Here is a 20,961-nt window from a genome sequence, read left to right as displayed (position 1 = left end):
AATCTTATGGATATATGTAACAAGGATCTATTTACATCTTTATTAAATTCATAATAATATGCTTTTTACCTTGAAATAAAATATACCTCCCTTCTGTCAAAATCCTCTGACCTACCATACTTATTTTTAGTATATAAGGTCTTTTTTATCGCATACCCAAGATTTAGATTTTCCTCTTTCAAAAAATCCCTCAGGTACGTTTTATCCAGAGTAAGGTACGTATTATAAGGCAATAATTCAGCCATGTCAGATGCATCCCGTAAGCCATCTAAAAAATCCTGGTAATACCCTAGGATCTTATCTCCCCTAGTATAATTCAAACAATTTTCGTCCATTTTAAGATCCAGGTTCCTTTTAATAATCGGTGTTAAAAGCCTACACGGATAAAATGAACGATAATACTGGAACATATTCCCATTTGATCTAACAGGAGCAACCAGTGGAATTATTTCACTTCCATTTATCATAGCCTTTCCTATAGGATTATGGAATTTCAGTTTGTTTGAAAACACTCCGAAATCTCTCATATCTTTAATTCCGGGATACCAATTTCCTGCGTTTATCTTTAGCCTATGGTATATTTGTGAGGCTTCAACCTGGCAATCCCATTCTCCGGAAAAGGCGAATGGTAATATCTCAAGTCCATAGAAATAATCGCCATGATAAAAATACTCCGCATTTGGCAGTGCTGTGTTAAGAGATAAAACCTGGATATTTTCAACCGAAGAAAGCAATTTTTCTATATCCATATTTAACTCAGGAGGTTCTTCATCATACTTAAGTTTTGGATAACCTTTCAATTGAGGCCACCATGATGGTCTACTGCCAAGATGTATATTCCATACTGAAGGGTCAATGGTAAAATTGGCAACTGTATATTTAAATAGGTCGAATATTGTTATAATATTTTGATTATATAAATAATCCAAAAGTCTGAAAAAGGTAGAGCGTAGTATTTCAGCAAAGATAGTTGCCCTCCCAATCATTAACTTATTATATTCATTCATATACCTTTCGTCCTCCCTGGCATATGTTAGTTCATATTCATTACAGTAATCATTAAAAAGCGTATTCCAGCAAGACCATATTTCATACGGACTATTCTCCTGCAATTCTTCAATGTAATTTAAATACACCAGGGGCAAATTGAACCCTACCAGTGCTTCAAACTCAGGCTTAGTTCTTGAATCCAGGCCGAAGGACATGCTCATGTACAAAGGTGGGTGAAATTCAAATGGTATATTAAGAACTTTTCCAATGGATGTCGCAATCAAATCTGTAGCCATACAACGTAAGCTGAGCAAATCACCTAAATTCTTTTTTGTTATGTGATTTTTTGAATTACTATTTTCTGATTGAGCGGAAATCAATAAAATCATAAGCCCCTCACAAGCTTTAGACTCCAACGTTTGCATCTTTAACCATGCAAAGTACTTTTGATGATAACTACCTGAAACATCTTCTGACAGGATAGTAATAATTTGTTTTGCAGCTCTTTCCTTAACGATAGGACTTAGCCACTCAAGCCTAAGGAGGAGAATATCAAATAATTCAATTTGTGAATCCGTTTCATAAAATTCCGGTTCAGGCAAATTGACATTTGGAAAAAGGCTGGGTAAGATGTCCAAAAAATAACCGGCAGTCTCTTCAGCTCTTTTCATTTGCCCCGCATCAATAAAAAACTGAATCGTCTTAGGTGCGGAAATACTATAATTCTTTCTGCCGTTTTTACTGTAGCGAAGCCCGGAATTATTAACACTTATTTCAAAGAATTCATTGAGTCGTAAGGGGAAGTCATTAATAACCTTTTTCCACCGGCCCCTGACTTCTTCAGGCCGGGAAAAGTAATCACTTGACCACGAACCACTATTGGATTGTGCCCAGCAGATACACTTAAAGGCGAATTCACGGTCAATGGAAAGTGCAAAAGGATAAAGGAAATCTAACAACTCATGTTCTGCCTCCAAATAATCCTGTTCAATAATATCTTTTAGAACCGTAATTAGTTGTTTCCTGTCTGAAGGGGTTTTATTAAACCATATTTTGGCCCAACTTAAAATGAAAAATGACTTTTCATATTTACTATAAGTAGATGTGATCAGATGATTTCTAAGGATCTGAGGCTGCACATTTAGATAGGTTTCATCTGAATCATTATTGTCATTATCCAACCTTGTTCTCTCCTCTTCTGTCTCCCTTCCGAAATCTATTCTCCCCAAACTATTGTGAATATCATGCAATACTTCCCTGGCTAGCGGGTCTTCAGAAGCAATCTTGGTTAATTCATAGTATGGGGCATCACCTACTGCAGTACTACCAATGGCTCTACCTATTTTATCTGAAAAATCCAATGTATAAAGGATTTCACCAAACAATCTTTCTGAAAGATAATAATCACGTTTACGAAGTGACCATAAATAGAAGTTATATAAAGCCGATACATCCGATTTACCTAGCTGGGAAGCGTAATCATAAATAAAACTTCCTGTCTCATCTCCATCAGTAAGCTCATCAATATGATATACAAATGGAGCAATACGCCTTAACAATTCTTTATGTTTGCCTGATCCTGCATTATAAAGCTTTTCGGTGCCCAACAGAATATCATATAAAAGCATGTCTTTATGGTTTCCGTAAGCTATAAGATTCTCCGCTGCGTGAAATAAAAGTAACTTCAGGCTCTCCGAATTTTTAAGATCAGCTGCAAGAATAGCCAGATTGGCCATTGTCTCTGTCTTATATTTAAATTCATCAAGTTTATTACTTAGTTTTTCAAGTTCCTTTTCTGCAAAAAAAGAAAAAGCTTTCGGTGAAAGTTTTGCTTTGTGCTCATGTAAGAGCTCAAATAAATGAGACTGGTAATACCATGGATGACTGACCAATGTTTCAATCTCTTCAATTTGGATTTCGTTATCAAAACAATGATGTGTATTAAAAATATGGGCTAACCATATCACTTCATCAATAATCTTTGGAATTACGGAACGACGGATTTCATATAGGGAATGGTCCTTATAAAAATCTAGTTCTGGAACAGTCTTCAGGGGTAGCAGTATCTCGGTTATTACAATAGGAGATTTTTTTAAGCAACATTCTCCAATCCTTTGGCCCATAAGCAGGATGGCTTTCAGCAATTGTGTTTGTTTATCCGTGTCTTCTATTTTTAACCAATAGCGGATTTGTTCCGTTTGATTGGAAAGCGTAAGAAACAGTGCCGTAGAAAAGTGGTTGAAGTATAATTCTTTTGCTTTGAGGTTATCGGCAGCATAATTATACCTCTCAGCAAATTCATGACGCGAATTCAGCGACATCTCAAAAACAAGATTCTTGTTGTACAGATAATTATAAACCTTTATGGTATCATCACTTTGTAGAGGGTAGTTCTCTATTCTCTTCCTCCACTCAAAACGACCATTTTTCAAATCATGCTGGACCAAAACACGGCCAAGACTTTTCTTTTCCGGGTCTGTCAGTTTGCTTTTAAACAATGCTGTCAATCGGAAGTCAAAACGGTCTCGGTTTTCGAGGATTTTTTTAATATAAAAAGCAAAATATAATTCCGATCTATCCTCTTTTCGAAATTGCTTGAGAAATTTAAATATCCGTTCGTTGCTTACATTTTCAAAGTTCAAAAGCACTTCCAACCAGGATATGGCAATATCATAGGTCTGCATATCACGATCCTGGAACAATATATTTATCCTGTCAAATGCAGCTTCCGGAATTTCATTCACAATTCCGCGCTCTTTTAGTGCTATCAATACTTCCTTAAGCTGGTAATGTGTTAATCGTGAAAAATCGGGATACTTAATGAATGTTTCCGCATTGTTTCTAAAGGAGGTCACCCATATCTTATGCAGGTTCTCATCCCAAAGATTATATAATCGATTTTTAAACCTTAAACTAATCTCCCCAAAGAAAATCACTTTCTTAAAGTCTTTGCTTTTGAATGCGGCTTCAGTTGCCAGGTCTAAAAGGTTTTGAATCTGGTTTTCATCCCTGCATTCCAAATAGCTTGTAATTAACCAATCTTTATCCAGGTTTAACAAGGGCTGGGGGTTTCCAAGATAATACTCTAATTTGGCGTGTTCTGACCATTTCAGGTTTTCATCTTTATAGTGCTTTAACCATTTTAAAATATTTTTATAGAGTAATAGTTTTTGGTCTTCCAACTCCGGCTGTTCTTTCATGAACACCATAAAACTATTGTGGTATACCGATATGCCTGAGAGTTCTGACAGAAGTATTAAGTGTTTGATTTCTTTGAAGCTCTTGGTAACGTCTGCGGGATATGGAGTAAGATAACTTCCAAGTTGAATGAGTTGCTCTTTGTGTAATTTGAAATCAAGTGCGGAAATGGCAAAACAGAATGTCTTGGCTAAATCCGGGAGTTGTCGCCAAATATCTTTGTAATAGTTTTGAATATCTCCCTTATAGGGAGGGATTTTATCGAGGAGGTATGTTGAAAGATGTTCATCTGAATTAATGATTTCACCCAGAACATACCTTAGATGTAGCGGATTTCCTGTGGTTATGTGAAAAATTTTATTGATGAATTCATTTTCTATGGGTTCTATTTCCTTTTTGAAATTGGTTTGAAGGGAGGATTTTACAATCCTGACGACATTTGGCCGGCTCAATCCTTTGATTTCTATCCATCTGTCCTCGGGACATGCGTTAAGTATTGCATTTGGCAGCGATTTGATGGCTATTTCCTGTGTCCCTAATAATAACCAATAGCCCTTTTGGGGATAAAAGATTTCATTAATGAATTCCTGGAGTTGAGCCTCGCTATTTCCTTCGCGTATAACATGATCAAGCCCGTCAATGATCAGAACAAAGGTTTTTTCCTGCTTTGCATAATAAGTGGCTATTTTATTAATGAATTCTCTTAATGGAGTATGTTCCGTGTTCTCTCTTCCCAGCTCATCCAGAACTCTGGACTTTTCCTTTTTAAAGGCTGCGCGGAGAGCTTCTTTAACCCGATCTGCATTCAATCTTTCAAAATGTGAATGGTCTTTAGGGTTCAGGTGATAGTGATGCCTGAATACCGCAATGTGCTTTTGGCTTAAGATTTCATAAAGCTTAGAAAGGTAGGTACTCTTCCCTGCTCCTGGTTTGCCTATAAATATTCTCGTCCCACCTTCCGGCTTTTGAAGGTCGAACAATACATTTTGATGGGTATTCCTATTGAAAAACTCAAAATCAGAAGGTATCTTAAAATTTTGATTTAATGGGCGGGGATTGTCCCAGGACAAATACTTTCTAATATCGGAAAGTGTAATCGCTTTGGGGTATTGCTCTGATCCCTCATTTCCAATGTATAGTAATAAGCTATCAACACCTGCTTTGGTGACTTTTAGTTCATCGTAGAGTTTTGTTCGGAGCTTATCTTCAAGTTCATATTTATCAGGATAATTGAAGATGAATGTAAAGTTTGAGAAAAAATCCAGTAGAAGACCGTTGTCTGAAAACTGCTGATTAAGTTTTTGTTCAACGTCTGGATAATATTGGTGGATCCTAGCTAAATCGAGTTTATTGCCATTCAAACAAGTTTGAAGATCAAGGTTGGCTACTCCATTGGTTATCAGACTGCAATTTTTATGCGGGCTGTTATTGACGGTTTTAAAGGAATTTATCCATCTAAACAGTCCTTTTTCAATAAGATGTGCAAAATCCCATTTGTCAATAGAGGGATTCTGTTTGTATTTCAATTGATAAAAGCTCTGACTGGAATCCGCATTTTCGACCACAATGTCATCTATTGCAAAGCCCTTCGTTCCCTCAGGAATATACTGGATCTTTATGTCATTGAATTTTTCCGGTTCACATAACCATTCAACACATAACTGAAGAACATACAGATCTTCGTATTTGTATCCGCTCCTTATAGAGCTGTTTGGGTTTTTCCTGGCCACTAATTCCTAGAATTTAAACTTTTTAAGATATTAAAAATACCATGGTAAGGTGAAAAAAAACTGTTTTAAGAATCCTATTTATAAGATTTTGAAGATTTTCCTCAACAGGAATTGCATTTAAATTTAAATCTAGTAAGGAAAGTTACTCAGAAAGAAAGAAAGAAAGAAAGAAAGAACCTTCTAAAATGTAAAGAGCTAAAACAGCTGAACCATTCACGGTACTGAATGAATTCCTCCATCAAGTATTTAAACTAATCAAGATATTCTTACTCCCTAGAATCATAAATACTCAACAGAACCAAAATTTTTGATACCTATAATTAAATAAAGGTTAGTTCACTTAATCCCTACTAAAAACTATTACAAGTTCAAAAATTAATAAACTATGTTTAAAGTGTCAGACCTTTAATCCTTATGAATTAAAAATATACTTTCTTCATTAAATCCAGGAATATCAAATGACTTCTTCTTAGCTAACGATTTATGTGTTTTATAGGAAGTTTTTCTGGACAAGTCATCAAAATTAGCTTTGAATATATTTTTAAATATAAATTCAAAAAACAAAAATGGAGATATCATTTTTTTTAGGGGAAACCTAATATAATTTATAGCTCCGATTTGAATTTCACATTTATTATGTGATTTAACATTCGTATCATAATCAACTCGAATATGTGAAGAATTCGTAGTTTTATATTTGTAATCTAATTTTGCTAACAGTAACGATTCAGTTGATTCATTATTCCCATGTGCAATTGAGTCCATCACCAGCTTTTTTAATGTTTCATCATTAACATTAAGCTCAAAATTGTGTGAGAAGATATTCCACAAATCATAGTAATATTCCATTAGAATCATGTCATTCGAATCATTAATTAGGTTTTCTATTTCCTCCTTAGATTCATTTAATTCTACAGGATAAGGATAGTATGCCATTTTTAATTTTTGAATAGTATTACGATGAAATTGATAGTAAAACTGAACACAACCCTTATCGTCCGATAGCAAAAAACTATATTGACGATTCCTTACAATATACTCATATTCTTTTGCATAAATATTTTTAAAAATCCCTGTATTGTAATTATCCCAACTAATTTCATAAGGATTTATTTGCTTGTAGTTCGAAGTGATTATTTTAGCTCTGAAAGTTGACTTAATAATTTCTAATTCTTTTAATACTTCATCAACCCCCATAATTATTTTTCTCCTTTTAATTTCTTAATTTCATCTAATAATTTTGGATCTTGACTAAGTTTCTCTAACAATAGTGCTTTTAATGATTCATCACTAAAAAGATTCTCAATTTCACTATTAGCCTTCTCTAAATCTTTGGAACTTGTTAATATCGTATACCTTCTATGTATTTCGTCTTCACTTGGAAAAGTAAATTTGAATTTCGGATAATTTGTTTGAATTTCGGCAATTTCTTTAGACAATCCTACTCCATATTCACCTGCACTATATATGTAGCACCAGCCTCTCGACCTAGTTATAGAAACAAAAATTGCGTTCCTCATTCGAAGAGTTAAATCATTTATTACTTTCTGAGAATTAACAATTATAACAACATTAGTTTCATTTCCCTTCGCTCTGAAAGGAGTACTTAGCGTAACAAAACCAGCTTCCTTAAACGCATCATTGCTCTCGATATAACCAGGTGTTATACACTTAATGTTCTTTATGTCCAGTTTTTGCCTTAAATATTGAAATTCATCCTTAGAATTTTTAGTATCTAAATCGATAATAAGAATTTCTTCAGGCTCAACTTTTTGTTCCTTTATAAGAGTAGAGACCAGTGAGACAACAGAATCTAATTGTTTTGAATGCTTGTCAAAATTTTTAACTTGAATTAATTTATTATCTGTATTTCGTTCTTCCAGAAGTTTCTCCAAATTATTTTTACTGTATCTTGATTCTCTTTCTACAATTACTATATCTCCTTCTGTAAACTTCTTTTTTTGGGGTGAATTCACAGTATATCCGCGGGCTTCCCATTCAAGTTTATACTCCATTGGCATCTTACTTTTTGAAGTATAAAGCCCTAAAGCAATTCCATGAGCAACCATTAAATTTATTCTAGGGTTTCTATATGAATTGGGTAGTACAAAGTCTTTTTTTATTTTGCCTTTATATTCACCCTCTAAATCTGAATTTTTAATATTTGGAATTCTTTTCTCGCTTATTCCAAATAATTCCTCAGGTTCTTTGATTTTTATATCTGTTAGCGATTGAAACTCGTCATATGCCCAAACAATTCTCTTATTATTTTCCTTTGTAACCTTAGTTAAATAAAATATAGTTTCAAAAAAAGATGAGGGGAAATCTTGAGCTTCATCAATTAAAACAATGTCGTAAATTGGTTCAATCTTATTTTTTGCTTTTTCTAATAAATCAGTAAAAATTGCATCCAGAGGGTCTTTTGCACTTCTAACATTCATGAAATTTAAAGGCCTAATCCCAACTGAATTAGCAGTATTGTAATATAGTCCTGGTTTATTACTACCTCCCCAAGCATGTAAAACATCTAGGTTTTGCCAATTTGGCATTTTTTTCACCTCGTTGAAATAATATTTCGTTATTAATGATTCAACTTGATTATACATGCTTTGAGTATTGAATACAAAAAGAATTTTCATATTCGCAAAAAATTTATGAGCGAGTGCTGCTTTCATGCATAAGATGATAGTTTTTCCTGTTCCAGCTAACCCCCTAATTCTTTGAGGACCGTTTGGGATTTGCAACGCGATTTGACGCTGAGTAGAATCAAGTTTAAAAGTATTATTTAAAGACTTTTTTATAAATTCGTTCATATTCTCAGGTTCTTTCTCTATTTTCTTTTTTGCAACCCTAGAATAAACATTGGAACCGTCAAAAATCGAATCTATGATATCAATTTTCCCCTGGTTATTACCTTCAGTGTTTTTTATTTCTTGGAATATTTTTGAATAATCATCAATTCCATAAAAGGTATTAAGTAATTCATTTTCAACATTAGAATTAATACTGCTTATTTCTTCTTTTTTATTTTGAGCAAAAATTAGATATTTTCTAACATTGATAGGTATCTTAAAATCACCCTTCCGTAAATCAAAAAGTTCTTTATTTTCTTTTAATCTATTTCTAATTTCTTGCTCATAAGCGGCAATGACTAAATCTCTCGAGTAGATATAATTATCATTTGATGTTAGCCAAAATTCATTTTCATCGTCAAATCCTATAATATTTTCATCTATTACATCAATTATAATAATTCCGATTTCCTCCCCTCTAATAATGAGAGTTGGAGTTTCGTTAATTTCTTTTCCTAGAGATGGAGTTTTAAACCCTGTTATTCCCTTTATAAGATTGATTTCTCTAACTATATTATCCCATAGTTGAGAAACAAAGTCACTATCTTCTAATTCAATATTTCCAGCAATAAATTCCATTAATAGCCCATCTATTATTAAAATGTGAATTTTCTATGTTTAAATAACATATTATTTTTTTTCAAAACTTGCAGACATCGGATTCAGGCTTTGATTTCTGACCGGTTTCGAAACACATACCAGTCTTCGACCACTGAACTCGAGTTGATGCACATAGGTACAAATATTTACGTAACAACGACTGACCCAAATCCCGGGAGGCACAAAATTTTTGATTTTTTCTAGAACAGCCAAAAAGGATTAATTTTTTAATTCACTCATGAAAAAAAACACCCTCTTGGCTAACTTTACCAAGATACTTGGAATTACTGAACTATTAGCCAGGTTTAAACAAAAAGTTGTTATTGGGAATTTAATGACACTTATAAAGATTGCCCAAAAGCTCAAAATCCTGCTTCAAATGGTTCGAGTACTCTCCCACCAGCTCCACAAAAAACCCTCTGGTATTTCTCCAGAGGGTTTCTTTTTTTAATGATCTAAATTTGTGCCTTTCTAGTTGGGATTTCCCTCACCTATCAATTGGATTGTCCAGCCAACCACTGCATTATCGTCACCGGTACCCCATTTACTTTTACTGGTTTGCCATCGAAATCTGTCTGACTCAAATTGGCATGTGAATAGATCCAAGACCAGTGCCCTGGGTAATAATAATCCTCTCCGCCCAATAAACCGGTAATGTCCACCACATGATCGTAGAAAGTCAGGTGTACGTCTTTTGCTCCCGCTTTGATCAGTTTGTCATAGACAGGCAAAACTGTCTGATCTGCCACTGTTGTGGAATCATCCTTGGAATGAACAAACCAGATCGGGACATTTTTAATGCTCTTTGCCTGTTCATCGGATAAATAAGCTGCTCTATACGCCAAAGCACTGATATAGCCACCCGCAAAATAATCAGGATACTCCAAGATCAGTTTTAAACTCATGTAGCCTCCATTGCTGCAACCTCCTACATAAATCCGATCCGTATCCACATTTGGATGCTTTGCCACAAAGTCATCAAACAATCCTTTCAGGGCTTTGAAATAAATATCGTCGACTTGCCCACTGGTGGATCCATCTCCACTATCCATCCATCGCGTTGGTGTTTGTGGCACCAAAACGTAAGCCCCTCCAAAATAATCCTGAATTTCAGGAGATGCATAATTGGCTGCTCTATTCCCTAAAAGTGGAATTGTCGTGTCTGTTCCTCCTTCTCCTCCACCATGCAACCAAATGATCAATGGCACCTTTTCTTGATCGGTATCAGGGGTAAAAGAAGCATAGGTGAGGTTCACATTGTCTTGAGAAAATTTCCCATTCAGGTCGTATTCATCAATCAAAGGCATCACTCGATCCGCTTCCTTATTCCAAACTTCCAGCGTCGCTGTGTTTGTCACTGATAAATTGTAATCTACCCAGACATTGCCATACGAACGCATGTATTGAAAAGGTGATCCCAAAGGAAGGTTTGGAGCGACAGAAAGATTAAGTGTCACATATTCTCCTTCAGCTAATCGATTGCCTTTTGAATCAGAGGTATAGGCAGACATGACAGTCCTTTCTCCAGCTGCTGGATTTATGGGATTTTCTGACAAATCAGAACTTCTAGTAGCATAGACTTTATAATGAGATGGATCAGTGCTTAAATCGGCTTCAGCTTTTGACAATACAACTTTATTGACTGCAGGGCCCCAATCGAAGCCTTCCACTACAAGCGTATAAGAGTTTTGGGCCATTCCCAATTGGGACAAAAGCATCAGGAATAGGCAAAAGAAAAGTATGGGTCTATTTTTCATTGTTATTTTGGTTACTGAGCCATCAATATAATAATCCATTCTATTCATTCACAGAATATTATATAGATGTAGGAAATCAGCTTAGGAATCAACAAAACCTAAGAAATCTTTATTTCTCCTCAAAAGCTAATAAAGCTATTTCAGACATATTTTCATTCGAGCAGGATTGAGATAAATAAAATAAAATCTCCAAATTTCTTTAAAGAATGTAATAAAAAGTTCAATTTTGTAAATATTTGTTAATGCTGGAACTTATTCTCCATTTCGATTGATTTAGAAAACATAGAATTTCTAAACCATTGATCCTGAAGAATAATAGGTTTCAGAAGTTATTAAAACCATTAACAGGAATTAACTGAAGTTTACTTGACTGTGAGTTAAACTTTAATTTATTTCGCACCCTGATGATAAAGTTGATTACAAGAATTGTACTCTCACTGTGTATTCTGCTCTCCAGCGGATACAGTCAACTATATTCTCATTCAATTGAGGAAGGGCCGCATTATACCCCATCCAATTCCTTGCTGATTCAACAGAATTCCCAAATCAGCAATAATTTTTCGGAACATCTCCAAGTACTTCATGATCATGCGACAGGCACTGTAAAGGTGGATGCAACTGATATTGAAGAAAAGGATGACATCTTAGTGTCATTCAAAAAATTTGTAGAAAGTAGCATTTATTTCACTGCTATTTTTTGCACACAGATTCTCGCCTTTTTATTTCTGTTTGTTCAAAAGAGCTTACACTTCAGTAAGCACTTTTTCTATAAAACTTCGCATAGGAAACATCTGATGATCCAGGTGTTCACTATATGATACTTTTTCTTTTGAGGTAATTCTTATACCTCAACCCCCTACTATTTCTGAGATTATCTGACCTCTATTCACCTGAGGTTTTTAATCCTGATTCTGTGTAAATTTTTGATACACAGACCAAAAAAGAACAAATCCAGTTTAAAATCAATATTTATGAAATCGAGAATTCTCATGCTCGCAGGTTTGTGTGCAGTGCTATTCCAGACAGGCTGTAACTCACATAGCGAGGAGCACCATGAAGCTGAAACGACCTTCCAGGTCACCAGTCCATTACAAATGGACACTTTGATTACAAAAGAATATGTATCTCAGGTACATTCTATTCAACACATTGAACTCAGAGCCTTAGAAAGAGGCTACCTTCAAAAGATCTATGTCGATGAGGGTCAATTCGTGAAAAAAGGCACCCTACTTTTCAAAATCATGCCTAACATCTATCAGGCAGAATTGGAAAGTGCGGAAGCAGAAGCTGATTTTGCACGGATCGAATATGAAAACACCAAATCTTTGGCTGATAGAAATATTGTAGCTCCAAACGAGCTGGCAATGGCAAAAGCCAAAGTAAACAAGGCAAATGCGGAACTTTCATTGGCAAAAGCGCATCTTCAATTCACTGAAATCAGAGCTCCTTTTGATGGGATCATTGATAGATTCTTAGTGAGAGAGGGAAGTCTTTTAGAAGAAGGTGAACTTCTGACAAACTTCTCTGACAATAGCAAGATGTGGATTTACTACAACGTACCAGAAGCGGAATATTTGGATTACAAAGCCCAAGTAAAATCAAATGACAAAGTTCAGGTGGTTTTCGAAATGGCTAACCACAAGCAGTTTGAATTCCCTGGCGTAGTAGAAACCATCGAAGCAGACTTTAACAATGAGACTGGTAACATCGCTTTTAGAGCGACTTTCCCTAATCCAAATGGTCTATTGAGACATGGTGAAACAGGAAACATCCAAATGTCCATTCCTTTGACAAACACCCTTTTGATCCCTCAGAAATCAACATTTGAGGTACTGGACAAGAAATACGTATTCGTCATCGATGAGGACAATGTTGTTCATTCAAGAGAAATTACGATTGCTGCCGAGTTGCCACACATTTACGCTGTGGTGAAAGGACTTGAACCCACTGATAAAATCCTATTAGAAGGACTTCGACTTGTAAAAGAAAACGAGGAGATCAAATATGATTTCTTGAAGCCAAGTGATGTGATTTCTAATCTGGACTTATATGCCGAATAATTCAAATCCTAAAACACAGAATTGATGTTTAGCAAATTCATAAAAAGACCAGTTTTAGCGATTGTAATTTCGATTATTATTGTGTTTGTAGGCTCTCTTGCGATGAAGCAAATGCCTATCTCACAATTCCCCGAGATCGCTCCAACGACGGTCAGTATATTTATAGCCTATCCAGGCTCGAGTGCAGACGTACTCGTAAAATCAACTTTGATTACCCTAGAAAACTCCATCAACGGGGTTCAGGGAATGAGATATATGGCCACCGATGCTACCAGTGCCGGTGAAGCAACAATTAACGTAATCTTCGAACCCGGGACGGACCCCAATCAGGCGGTCATACGAGTCAAGACGAGGGTGGATCAAGTAATGCCGCTTTTACCTGAACTTGTTCAGCGTGAAGGTGTAATTATCACCCCTATCCAGCCTAGTATGTTGATGTATGTCAACCTCTACTCGAAGAGCGAAAGTATGGATGAAAAATTCCTATACAATTACGCTAACGTAAACATGATCCCTGAGATTAACCGAATCAAAGGGGTAGCAAGATCTCAAATATTAGGTAGTAGAACCTATGCGATGCGTGTTTGGCTTAATCCAGACAGAATGCGTGCTTACAACATCTCCGTAGAGGATGTGATGGAAGCCATGCAGGAACAAAGTATCGTGGGTCGTCCAGGTAGGATTGGTCAAAGCTCCGGTATTGAAGCTCAGTCTCTGGAATATGTATTGACTTACAAAGGTCGATTCAGTACCTCTGAAGAATATGACAATATTATCATACGGGCTAACCCGGATGGTGAAAGTATCAAGCTGAAGGATATCGCCAGAACAGAACTGGGTAGTGAATTCTTCGATATTTATTCCAATCTGGATGGTCATCCTTCTGCTGCGATTGTATTGAAGCAAAACTATGGTAGTAATGCCAGTGATGTTATTGCGGAAGTAAAAGCAAAACTGGAAGAGATGAAGCAATCATTCCCTCCAGGAATCGATTACCAGATCAGTTATGACGTTTCCCAATTCTTGGATGCATCCATTGAACAGGTAGTTCACACGCTTCGAGATGCATTTATCTTGGTTGCCTTGGTGGTGTTTATCTTCCTCGGTGACTGGAGGTCTACCTTGATCCCGATCCTCGCGGTTCCAGTATCTTTGGTCGGTGCCTTCTTTGTGATCCAGTTCTTTGGGCTCTCGATCAACTTGGTAACACTCTTCGCCTTGGTACTCGCCATTGGTATTGTGGTCGATGATGCGATTGTGGTGGTGGAAGCAGTCCACGCCAAAATGGAGGATTTCCCGCATCTGACGCCTTACCAAGCTGTTAAAAGAGTATTGGGAGAAATCTCTGGAGCGATTATCGCCATCACTGCGGTTATGGTTTCGGTATTCTTACCGATCTCCTTTATGTCAGGACCTGTGGGTACATTCTACCGACAGTTCTCTATTACTATGGCAAGTTCCATTGTAATCTCTGCGGTAATCGCATTGACATTGACTCCGGTACTTTGTGCCATGTTGCTTAAAAACCATCACGGTCATGAGAAAAAGCAAAATATCCTGACCAAATCACTGGATAGCTTCAACCGGGTATTTGATAAATTGACAGGGAAATATGTTGCCCTTTTGAAAAGAATGGTCAGCAGAAGATGGTTGACTTTTGGAATCCTTCTATTATTTGGAGCTGGTATTTTCTTCGAAAATGAAATTCTACCAGCAGGTTTCATCCCTAGTGAAGACCAGGGTACTATCTATGCGATCATCCAAACACCTCCTGGAGCGACTTTGGAACGTACGAACCAAGTTTCCCAAAAACTTCAGAAAATATGCGAGGAAATAGATGGAGTAGAATCTGTATCCTCACTTGCAGGTTATGAGATCATGACGGAAGGCCGTGGTTCTAACGCAGGTACTTGTTTGATTAACTTGAAACCTTGGGGTGAAAGAAAGCACTCCGTGAAAGAAATCATGGAAGAGCTTGAAGAGGAATCCAAAGGTCTTGGTGCCATTGTGGAATTCTTCGAACCACCAGCAATTCCAGGTTTCGGTTCTTCCGGCGGTTTCTCTTTGAGATTGTTGGATAAAACCACAACTACTGACTATCAGGAGTTTGACAAGATCAACAAGGAGTTTATGGATAATCTGAGCAAACGTGACGAGATCACCGGTTTGTTCACCTTCTTTGCTGCCAATTACCCTCAATACGAGTTGGAAATCGACAACAATAAGGCCATGCAAAAAGGAGTATCCATCGGTAAAGCAATGGAAAACCTGAACATCCTGATTGGTAGTACTTACGAGCAAGGTTTCATTCGTTTTGGTCGATTCTTCAAAGTATATGTTCAGTCAGATCCTTCATTCAGAAGATTGCCATCTGATGTATTGAACCTATTTGTGAAAAACGAGGCAGGTGAAATGGTCCCTTATTCAGCTTTCATGACGATGAAGAAAACACAAGGACCGAATGAGGTAACCCGATTCAACATGTACAACTCAGCTTCTATTCGAGGTCTTCCGGCACCAGGATTTACTACAGCGGATGCGATTACAGCTATCCGGGAAGTAGCCGCCGAAACTCTACCTAGAGGTTATGACATTGCATGGGAAGGTCTTTCTTACGATGAAGCGAGCCGAGGAAATGAAGCACTTTATGTATTCATCATTGTATTGGTGTTCGTTTACTTCGTTTTGGCAGCTCAGTATGAAAGTTTCATCATCCCTCTTGCGGTAGTATTCTCATTACCGGTGGGGGTATTTGGTTCCTTCTTCTTGCTGAAAATGATGGGACTGGATAATGACATCTATGCTCAGATCGGTCTGATCATGCTCGTGGGTCTCTTAGGTAAAAACGCGGTATTGATTGTAGAATTTGCGGTGCAAAAGAGACAGGAAGGTGCCACGATTCTGGCTGCGGCCATTGAGGGTGCCAAAGTCCGTTTCAGACCTATTTTGATGACATCCTTTGCGTTTATCGCCGGTTTGGTGCCATTGATTATTGCAACCGGGGCTGGTGCCATCGGTAACAGAACCATTGGTGCATCTGCGATGGGTGGTATGCTCTTCGGAACCATTTTCGGGGTAATCATTGTCCCAGGGCTTTACTACATATTCGCTAGTCTGGCAGATGGCCGTCAATTAATCAAGAATGAAGACGAAAGTCCATTATCCGAACAAACTCAGCACAAACATGCTTAAGAGAATCCTTTATATAAGTCTAGGGGTAGCAAGTTTAACCTTTGCAGTTTCATCTTGTAAAACCCCTGAATTGACAGAAAAAGCTGTAAATAATGCAGTACCTGAGAGCTATAATGGCTCTCAGGATACTACCAATACAGCAGATGTGGTATGGCAGGAATATTTTTCTGATCCTTATTTAAGAGCCCTGATCGATACTGCTTTGAGCAACAATCAGGAGCTGAATATTACCATGCAGGAAATCCAGATTTCACAAAACGAAGTGAGAGCCCGTAAAGGCGAAATTCTTCCTTCTGTGAATATCGGTGCAGGTGCAGGAGTAGATAAGGTGGGAAGATACACAAGCCAAGGTGCCAACGATGCAAATACTGAAATCAAACCAGGTAAAGAAATGCCAGATCCACTTCAGGATTATGGACTGGGTGCGTTTGCCACTTGGGAAGTCGATATCTGGAAAAAGCTGAGAAATGCTAAAAAATCAGCCTTGACAAGGTATCTGGGCAGTGTGGAAGGTAAGAATTTTATGGTCACTAATCTGATCGCAGAAATCGCAAACTCCTACTACGAATTATTGGCTTTGGACAATGAATTGGAAATCGTAAAGCAAAACATCGAGATCCAAAACAATGCATTGGAAATTGTCAAATACCAGAAGCAGGCGGCAAGAGTCACCGAACTAGCTGTTAGAAGATTTGAAGCACAGGTATTAAGTACCAAAAGTCTTCAATATGGTATCCAGCAGGAAATCATCGAAACCGAAAACAGAATCAATTTCTTGGTCGGTAGATTCCCTCAAAAAGTGGAGCGGGATCATAGAGTATTTACTGATCTGATTCCTGAAATGATTCATGCGGGTATTCCTTCTCAGCTTTTGGCAAATAGACCTGATATCCGTCAAGCAGAACTGGAATTGGCAGCAGCTAAGATCGATGTGTCAGTAGCCAAAGCGGACTTCTATCCTAAGTTGGAAATATCTGCAGGTTTAGGCTTCAATGCCTTTAACACATCCTATCTGTTTACTACGCCGCAATCATTGATCTACAATTTAGCTGGAGAATTAACTGCTCCATTGATCAATAGAAATGCAATCAAAGCGAGGTATTTGTCTGCGAATGCGATGCAGATCCAGGCAATCTTCAATTATGAGCAGACTATCCTGAATGCTTATATCGAAGTTGTAAATCAGCTTTCGAATATCAGCAATCTGGAAAGTACTTATACCTTGAAGAACCAACAGGTGGATGCGCTAACTCAATCAGTTGACATCTCAAACGACTTGTTTAAATCTGCAAGAGCAGATTACATGGAGGTGTTATTGACACAAAGAGATGCGCTTGAATCCAAGTTTGAGTTGATCGAAACAAAAATGAAACAAATGCACGCCAAAGTGAATATTTACCAAGCACTTGGCGGAGGTTGGAAATAGTTTAAGTTGATTAAAGGTTGAATCTCCATCCTGTTATATTCAATAGGATGGATTACAGAAAAGCCCTTTAGGATGTTCCTAAAGGGCTTTCTTATGTTTAACCTTCAATTATCTCAACCTGTAAAGTAGGCATCCAGTTCTGCCATCATAGCTGTCTTATCGCGAAGATCATTGATAACTTTTCCTTTTTCCAGTAGGACGATCCTATCGCAAATTTCAGTCACATGGTTCAGATCATGACTGGAAATTAAAAATGTCACTTTGGAATTTTCTTTTTCCTGCAAGATCAATTTCTTCAAACGAATTTGAGAACTTGGATCCAGGTTTTCGAAAGGCTCATCTAAGAACACCACTTCTGGATTTCCCATCAAGGCTGCAGCAATTCCTACCTTTTTCAAATTCCCTTTTGACAGGTCTCGGATGTACTTTTTCTTCCCGACGATTTCATCATTAAACAAATCTGTGAACTTGGAAAGGTGGTTTTGAAGATCTGCCTCAGACATGCCATAGATTTTCATCAAGGTCTTGAAGTATTCATCAGGCGTGAGGTATGCCAAAAGCATGTGTTCATCTAGAAATGCCCCAGTTCTCTTCTTCCAGTCTTCACTTTTGCTGACATCTTCACTGTCTATGGTAACCGTTCCTTCTGTAGCCCTTACCAAGTCAAGCATGATTCGAAACAAGGTAGTCTTGCCAGCTCCATTATTTCCCACAAGTCCAAAGCATTCAGATTTCGGAATATCCAAACTTGGAATATCTAGGACAACTGCTTCTTTGTATTGTTTTTTAAGGTTTTTTACTAGAATCATAACTCTTGACGGAATGAAGATGAAATTTCGTATCTATTAGAAAGTACTCGATTGATATTGATCTGGGAAAGTTTATTGAACGCCAAAATGCCGATGATACCCATGGTTCCCAATGCTGCTAATCCTGCATATTCATTGATAAGCAGCGCAAAAGGTAAATAAACAACATAAGGTGCTACCATCATGGGGATAATCATCAGAAACTGTGCAGCACCAACTCCCTCGTAATTAAACATGGCTCCTTTATTCAGATCCATAGGTTTTGGTTTCCAAAGTGCCAAATAGATAATCAGATGAATCATCACTCCTGCATTGAAAAGCCAGGTAGCTAAATGGATCAGCAAGAATTTCCAGCCGAAATAGACATAAGGAACCGAAAGCAGAAAGCAAAGGCAGGAAATCGAAAGCAACAATAGATATTTTCCTCTTACCAGAGCCTCAATCCCATCTTTTCTATTGATGAAGAAATCAAAATTCCCGGAATTCCAACTTAGGAAAAGCTGACCATATTGAATCATGAATATTCCCGTAATGAAAACCCCAACAAAAATGAATATGAAGTTAAATCCTCCATCTTCTGTATGATACTGGGGGTTATCGTAAAAAATCATCCCATACAATAAGAAGAAAGCACTCAGCATCAAGAAGGTTCTACTCTTCTTATGACGAATAATAAGCTTCCATTCCAAATTTGCCATTTCTCCCGCAAGCCCAAATCTCGAAAAGAAACCAAAATCCCGATCGACAAATTTTGCTTCCTCTTCTTTAGAAAGATCTTCGAGATAGGCATTATTCAAATAATAAGTATATGCCATGTAGTAAAATACCACACAGGTGATGGAAGTTAGAACCAAAGGAATAAAGCTGGAAAGTGACCAAGTAAAGAATGGTTCAACGATTTCGCCCAAGTTAAACCAACCCATATAGGCCGAACCTCCTCCTAGAAGTAAAACACCAAATACGATCACCACTCCAATAAGACTGTCTTCGAATCGCTGCTTAAACCAAAGCATAAACCAATGAATCGACCAACTGATCATCAGAATAGTCCCGATCCAAAAGATCAGTGAACTAACACCCATTTGTGGCAAAATCTCCTGCAAACCAAATGGCAGAAATAGCAATAAGGCAATGATACTGATCGGTGAAATAAAGGAGCGAACCAATAGCATATGGATGATTTTCCGTTTACCTATTGGCAAATGCAAAAGGCTCTCGAGATCAATAACGGGTAGATTCTGAAGAAAATACCGGTACATAAATTCCATCAGGAAGAAAAATATCAACCCTTCACTCAACACCTCCAAAGGATCTCTTCCTTCGGCCAAAACTCCTAAAATCTTGCTTAGAAATATCCCGGCCATCAACACATAACTCAATAAGAGCAAGGCCAAAAATGCTAGAAAAATCGTGATCAAAAGGCTTTTTGCAAAAGAGGTAGATCTAAGACTTTTTAGAAATTGTAATCGGATTAATTCAAAAATCATGGAGAGTGGAGTTGGCTTTTCTTTCTAAATTTGATCGAAAATATAACCAAACAAACAGAATTATACGCTGTTTAAATCGAAAATTAGGTAAATGATAGACTCAAAAAAGGAATTGGGATTTTTTGAAGCGGTAGAATCGAGGCGTTCCGTAAGAATTTTTGATCAGGAGGAAGATTTTGATCATTCTGTAGTTCAGAGATGTCTTGAGGCTGCAATTTTATCTCCCAACAGCTCTAATCTCCAACTTTATGAATTTATTCGGGTTCCTGAATCCTCTCATTTCAAGGACCAGATCGCACAACTCTGTATGCGCCAAAAAGCAGCAGTAACAGCACGTGAACTAGTTGTTGTGGTGACAAGAAGAGACCTTTGGAAGTCCAGAGCAGAGGCAAATTACAATTACATTAAAACCACTGTCCAAAATCAATCCGAAAAGAAGCAAAAACAGGCTTTGAGCTATTATGGCAATCTGATCCCAAAACTCTATTCGAGATATCCTGGATGGACTTTGATCAAAAAACTAATTGCCTGGTGGGTTGGGTTAAGAAGGCCGATGGTGAGAGAAGTCAGTGAAACTGATGTCCGCATTTCCGTTCACAAATCCGCTGCGCTAGCATCCATGACTTTTATGCTCGGCATGAAAGCCTCTGGCTATGATACATGCCCTATGGAAGGCTACGACTCCAAACGCATATCCAAACTACTAAACCTCTCAAAAGGATCAGAAATCTGCATGATTATCGGCTGCGGGAAGGGATTGCCTGAAGGGGTTTATGGAGAAAGATTTAGAATAGCTTCAAAAAAGCTTATTTATGATGTATGATATATGACATAAGATTTAATGATGCTAAAATTGAAAT

11 protein-coding genes and 1 pseudogene are annotated in these 20,961 nt (G+C 37.3%); 5 read left to right on the top strand and 7 right to left on the bottom strand.

All coding sequences use genetic code 11. The features are described 5' to 3' along the window. Positions 1-65: 65 nt before the first annotated feature. The 4 genes and pseudogenes from FHS59_RS00430 to FHS59_RS00420 form a co-directional block, all read right to left on the bottom strand. A complete protein-coding gene (locus FHS59_RS00430) occupies positions 66-4,190 on the bottom strand; it encodes a hypothetical protein (protein ID WP_246388246.1) in 4,125 nt (1,374 codons plus the stop codon). A 426-nt stretch (positions 4,191-4,616) separates the two neighbouring features. Next, positions 4,617-5,753, bottom strand: a pseudogene (locus tag FHS59_RS23585) (NACHT domain-containing protein); the annotation flags it as partial. A 570-nt stretch (positions 5,754-6,323) separates the two neighbouring features. After that, positions 6,324-7,115 carry a DUF2290 domain-containing protein gene (locus FHS59_RS00425; protein WP_184492447.1) on the bottom strand — a complete coding sequence of 264 codons (792 nt, stop codon included), beginning with the start codon at positions 7,113-7,115 and terminating at the stop codon, positions 6,324-6,326. A gap of 2 nt (positions 7,116-7,117) precedes the next feature. Further along, positions 7,118-9,349, bottom strand: a complete 2,232-nt coding sequence (locus FHS59_RS00420; protein ID WP_184492446.1) for a DEAD/DEAH box helicase — start codon at positions 9,347-9,349, stop codon at positions 7,118-7,120. 259 nt (positions 9,350-9,608) lie between these two features. On the opposite strand from FHS59_RS00420, the gene FHS59_RS00415 reads away from it, so the two are divergent. Next, positions 9,609-9,821: a hypothetical protein gene (locus FHS59_RS00415; protein ID WP_184492445.1), complete on the top strand. Its 213-nt coding sequence runs from the start codon at positions 9,609-9,611 to the stop codon at positions 9,819-9,821. 43 nt (positions 9,822-9,864) lie between these two features. On the opposite strand, the gene FHS59_RS00410 is transcribed toward FHS59_RS00415, so the two are convergent. Next, positions 9,865-11,127, bottom strand: coding sequence for a prolyl oligopeptidase family serine peptidase (locus tag FHS59_RS00410; protein WP_184492444.1), 1,263 nt, complete (start codon positions 11,125-11,127; stop codon positions 9,865-9,867). A gap of 971 nt (positions 11,128-12,098) precedes the next feature. Between FHS59_RS00410 and FHS59_RS00405 the strand changes: the two genes are divergently transcribed. Genes FHS59_RS00405 through FHS59_RS00395 form a run of 3 tightly spaced genes read left to right on the top strand, consistent with a single transcriptional unit; the run spans position 12,099 to position 17,805 of the window. Continuing rightward, a complete protein-coding gene (locus FHS59_RS00405) occupies positions 12,099-13,187 on the top strand; it encodes an efflux RND transporter periplasmic adaptor subunit (RefSeq protein ID WP_184492443.1) in 1,089 nt (362 codons plus the stop codon). Positions 13,188-13,211: 24 nt separating this feature from the next. Beyond that, positions 13,212-16,379, top strand: a complete 3,168-nt coding sequence (locus tag FHS59_RS00400; RefSeq protein WP_184492442.1) for an efflux RND transporter permease subunit — start codon at positions 13,212-13,214, stop codon at positions 16,377-16,379. Next, positions 16,372-17,805, top strand: coding sequence for a TolC family protein (locus FHS59_RS00395; protein WP_184492441.1), 1,434 nt, complete (start codon positions 16,372-16,374; stop codon positions 17,803-17,805). Before FHS59_RS00400 ends, FHS59_RS00395 begins: the two co-directional genes overlap by 8 nt. Positions 17,806-17,918: 113 nt before the next feature. On the opposite strand, the gene FHS59_RS00390 is transcribed toward FHS59_RS00395, so the two are convergent. Next, on the bottom strand, positions 17,919-18,614 hold the full coding sequence (locus tag FHS59_RS00390; protein WP_184492440.1) for an ABC transporter ATP-binding protein: 696 nt from the start codon (positions 18,612-18,614) through the stop codon (positions 17,919-17,921). Beyond that, the gene (locus FHS59_RS00385; RefSeq protein WP_184492439.1) at positions 18,611-20,101 is read right to left on the bottom strand and encodes a DUF5687 family protein; all 1,491 of its coding nucleotides are present in this window, start codon (positions 20,099-20,101) and stop codon (positions 18,611-18,613) included. Before FHS59_RS00385 ends, FHS59_RS00390 begins: the two co-directional genes overlap by 4 nt. A 91-nt stretch (positions 20,102-20,192) precedes the next feature. Here FHS59_RS00385 and FHS59_RS00380 point away from each other — a divergent pair, with 91 nt between their 5' ends. After that, the gene (locus FHS59_RS00380; RefSeq protein ID WP_184492438.1) at positions 20,193-20,924 is read left to right on the top strand and encodes a nitroreductase family protein; all 732 of its coding nucleotides are present in this window, start codon (positions 20,193-20,195) and stop codon (positions 20,922-20,924) included. The last annotated feature ends 37 nt before the right edge of the window (positions 20,925-20,961 follow it).

It is taken from the genome of Algoriphagus iocasae, from assembly GCF_014206875.1.
In the GTDB taxonomy this organism is placed as follows: Bacteria; Bacteroidota; Bacteroidia; order Cytophagales; family Cyclobacteriaceae; genus Algoriphagus; species Algoriphagus iocasae.
Note: the sequence above shows the minus strand (reverse complement) of the source record. Positions and strands in the feature narration are given on the sequence as shown.

Bases quoted from the DNA above. Each gene is read 5' to 3' on its own strand.
- FHS59_RS00430 (WP_246388246.1), bottom strand. From the start codon at position 4,190: ATGAAAGAACAGCCGGAGTTGGAAGACCAAAAACTATTACTCTATAAA.
- FHS59_RS00425 (WP_184492447.1), bottom strand. From the start codon at position 7,115: ATGGGGGTTGATGAAGTATTAAAAGAATTAGAAATTATTAAGTCAACT.
- FHS59_RS00420 (WP_184492446.1), bottom strand. From the start codon at position 9,349: ATGGAATTTATTGCTGGAAATATTGAATTAGAAGATAGTGACTTTGTT.
- FHS59_RS00415 (WP_184492445.1), top strand. From the start codon at position 9,609: ATGAAAAAAAACACCCTCTTGGCTAACTTTACCAAGATACTTGGAATT.
- FHS59_RS00410 (WP_184492444.1), bottom strand. From the start codon at position 11,127: ATGAAAAATAGACCCATACTTTTCTTTTGCCTATTCCTGATGCTTTTG.
- FHS59_RS00405 (WP_184492443.1), top strand. From the start codon at position 12,099: ATGAAATCGAGAATTCTCATGCTCGCAGGTTTGTGTGCAGTGCTATTC.
- FHS59_RS00400 (WP_184492442.1), top strand. From the start codon at position 13,212: ATGTTTAGCAAATTCATAAAAAGACCAGTTTTAGCGATTGTAATTTCG.
- FHS59_RS00395 (WP_184492441.1), top strand. From the start codon at position 16,372: ATGCTTAAGAGAATCCTTTATATAAGTCTAGGGGTAGCAAGTTTAACC.
- FHS59_RS00390 (WP_184492440.1), bottom strand. From the start codon at position 18,614: ATGATTCTAGTAAAAAACCTTAAAAAACAATACAAAGAAGCAGTTGTC.
- FHS59_RS00385 (WP_184492439.1), bottom strand. From the start codon at position 20,101: ATGATTTTTGAATTAATCCGATTACAATTTCTAAAAAGTCTTAGATCT.
- FHS59_RS00380 (WP_184492438.1), top strand. From the start codon at position 20,193: ATGATAGACTCAAAAAAGGAATTGGGATTTTTTGAAGCGGTAGAATCG.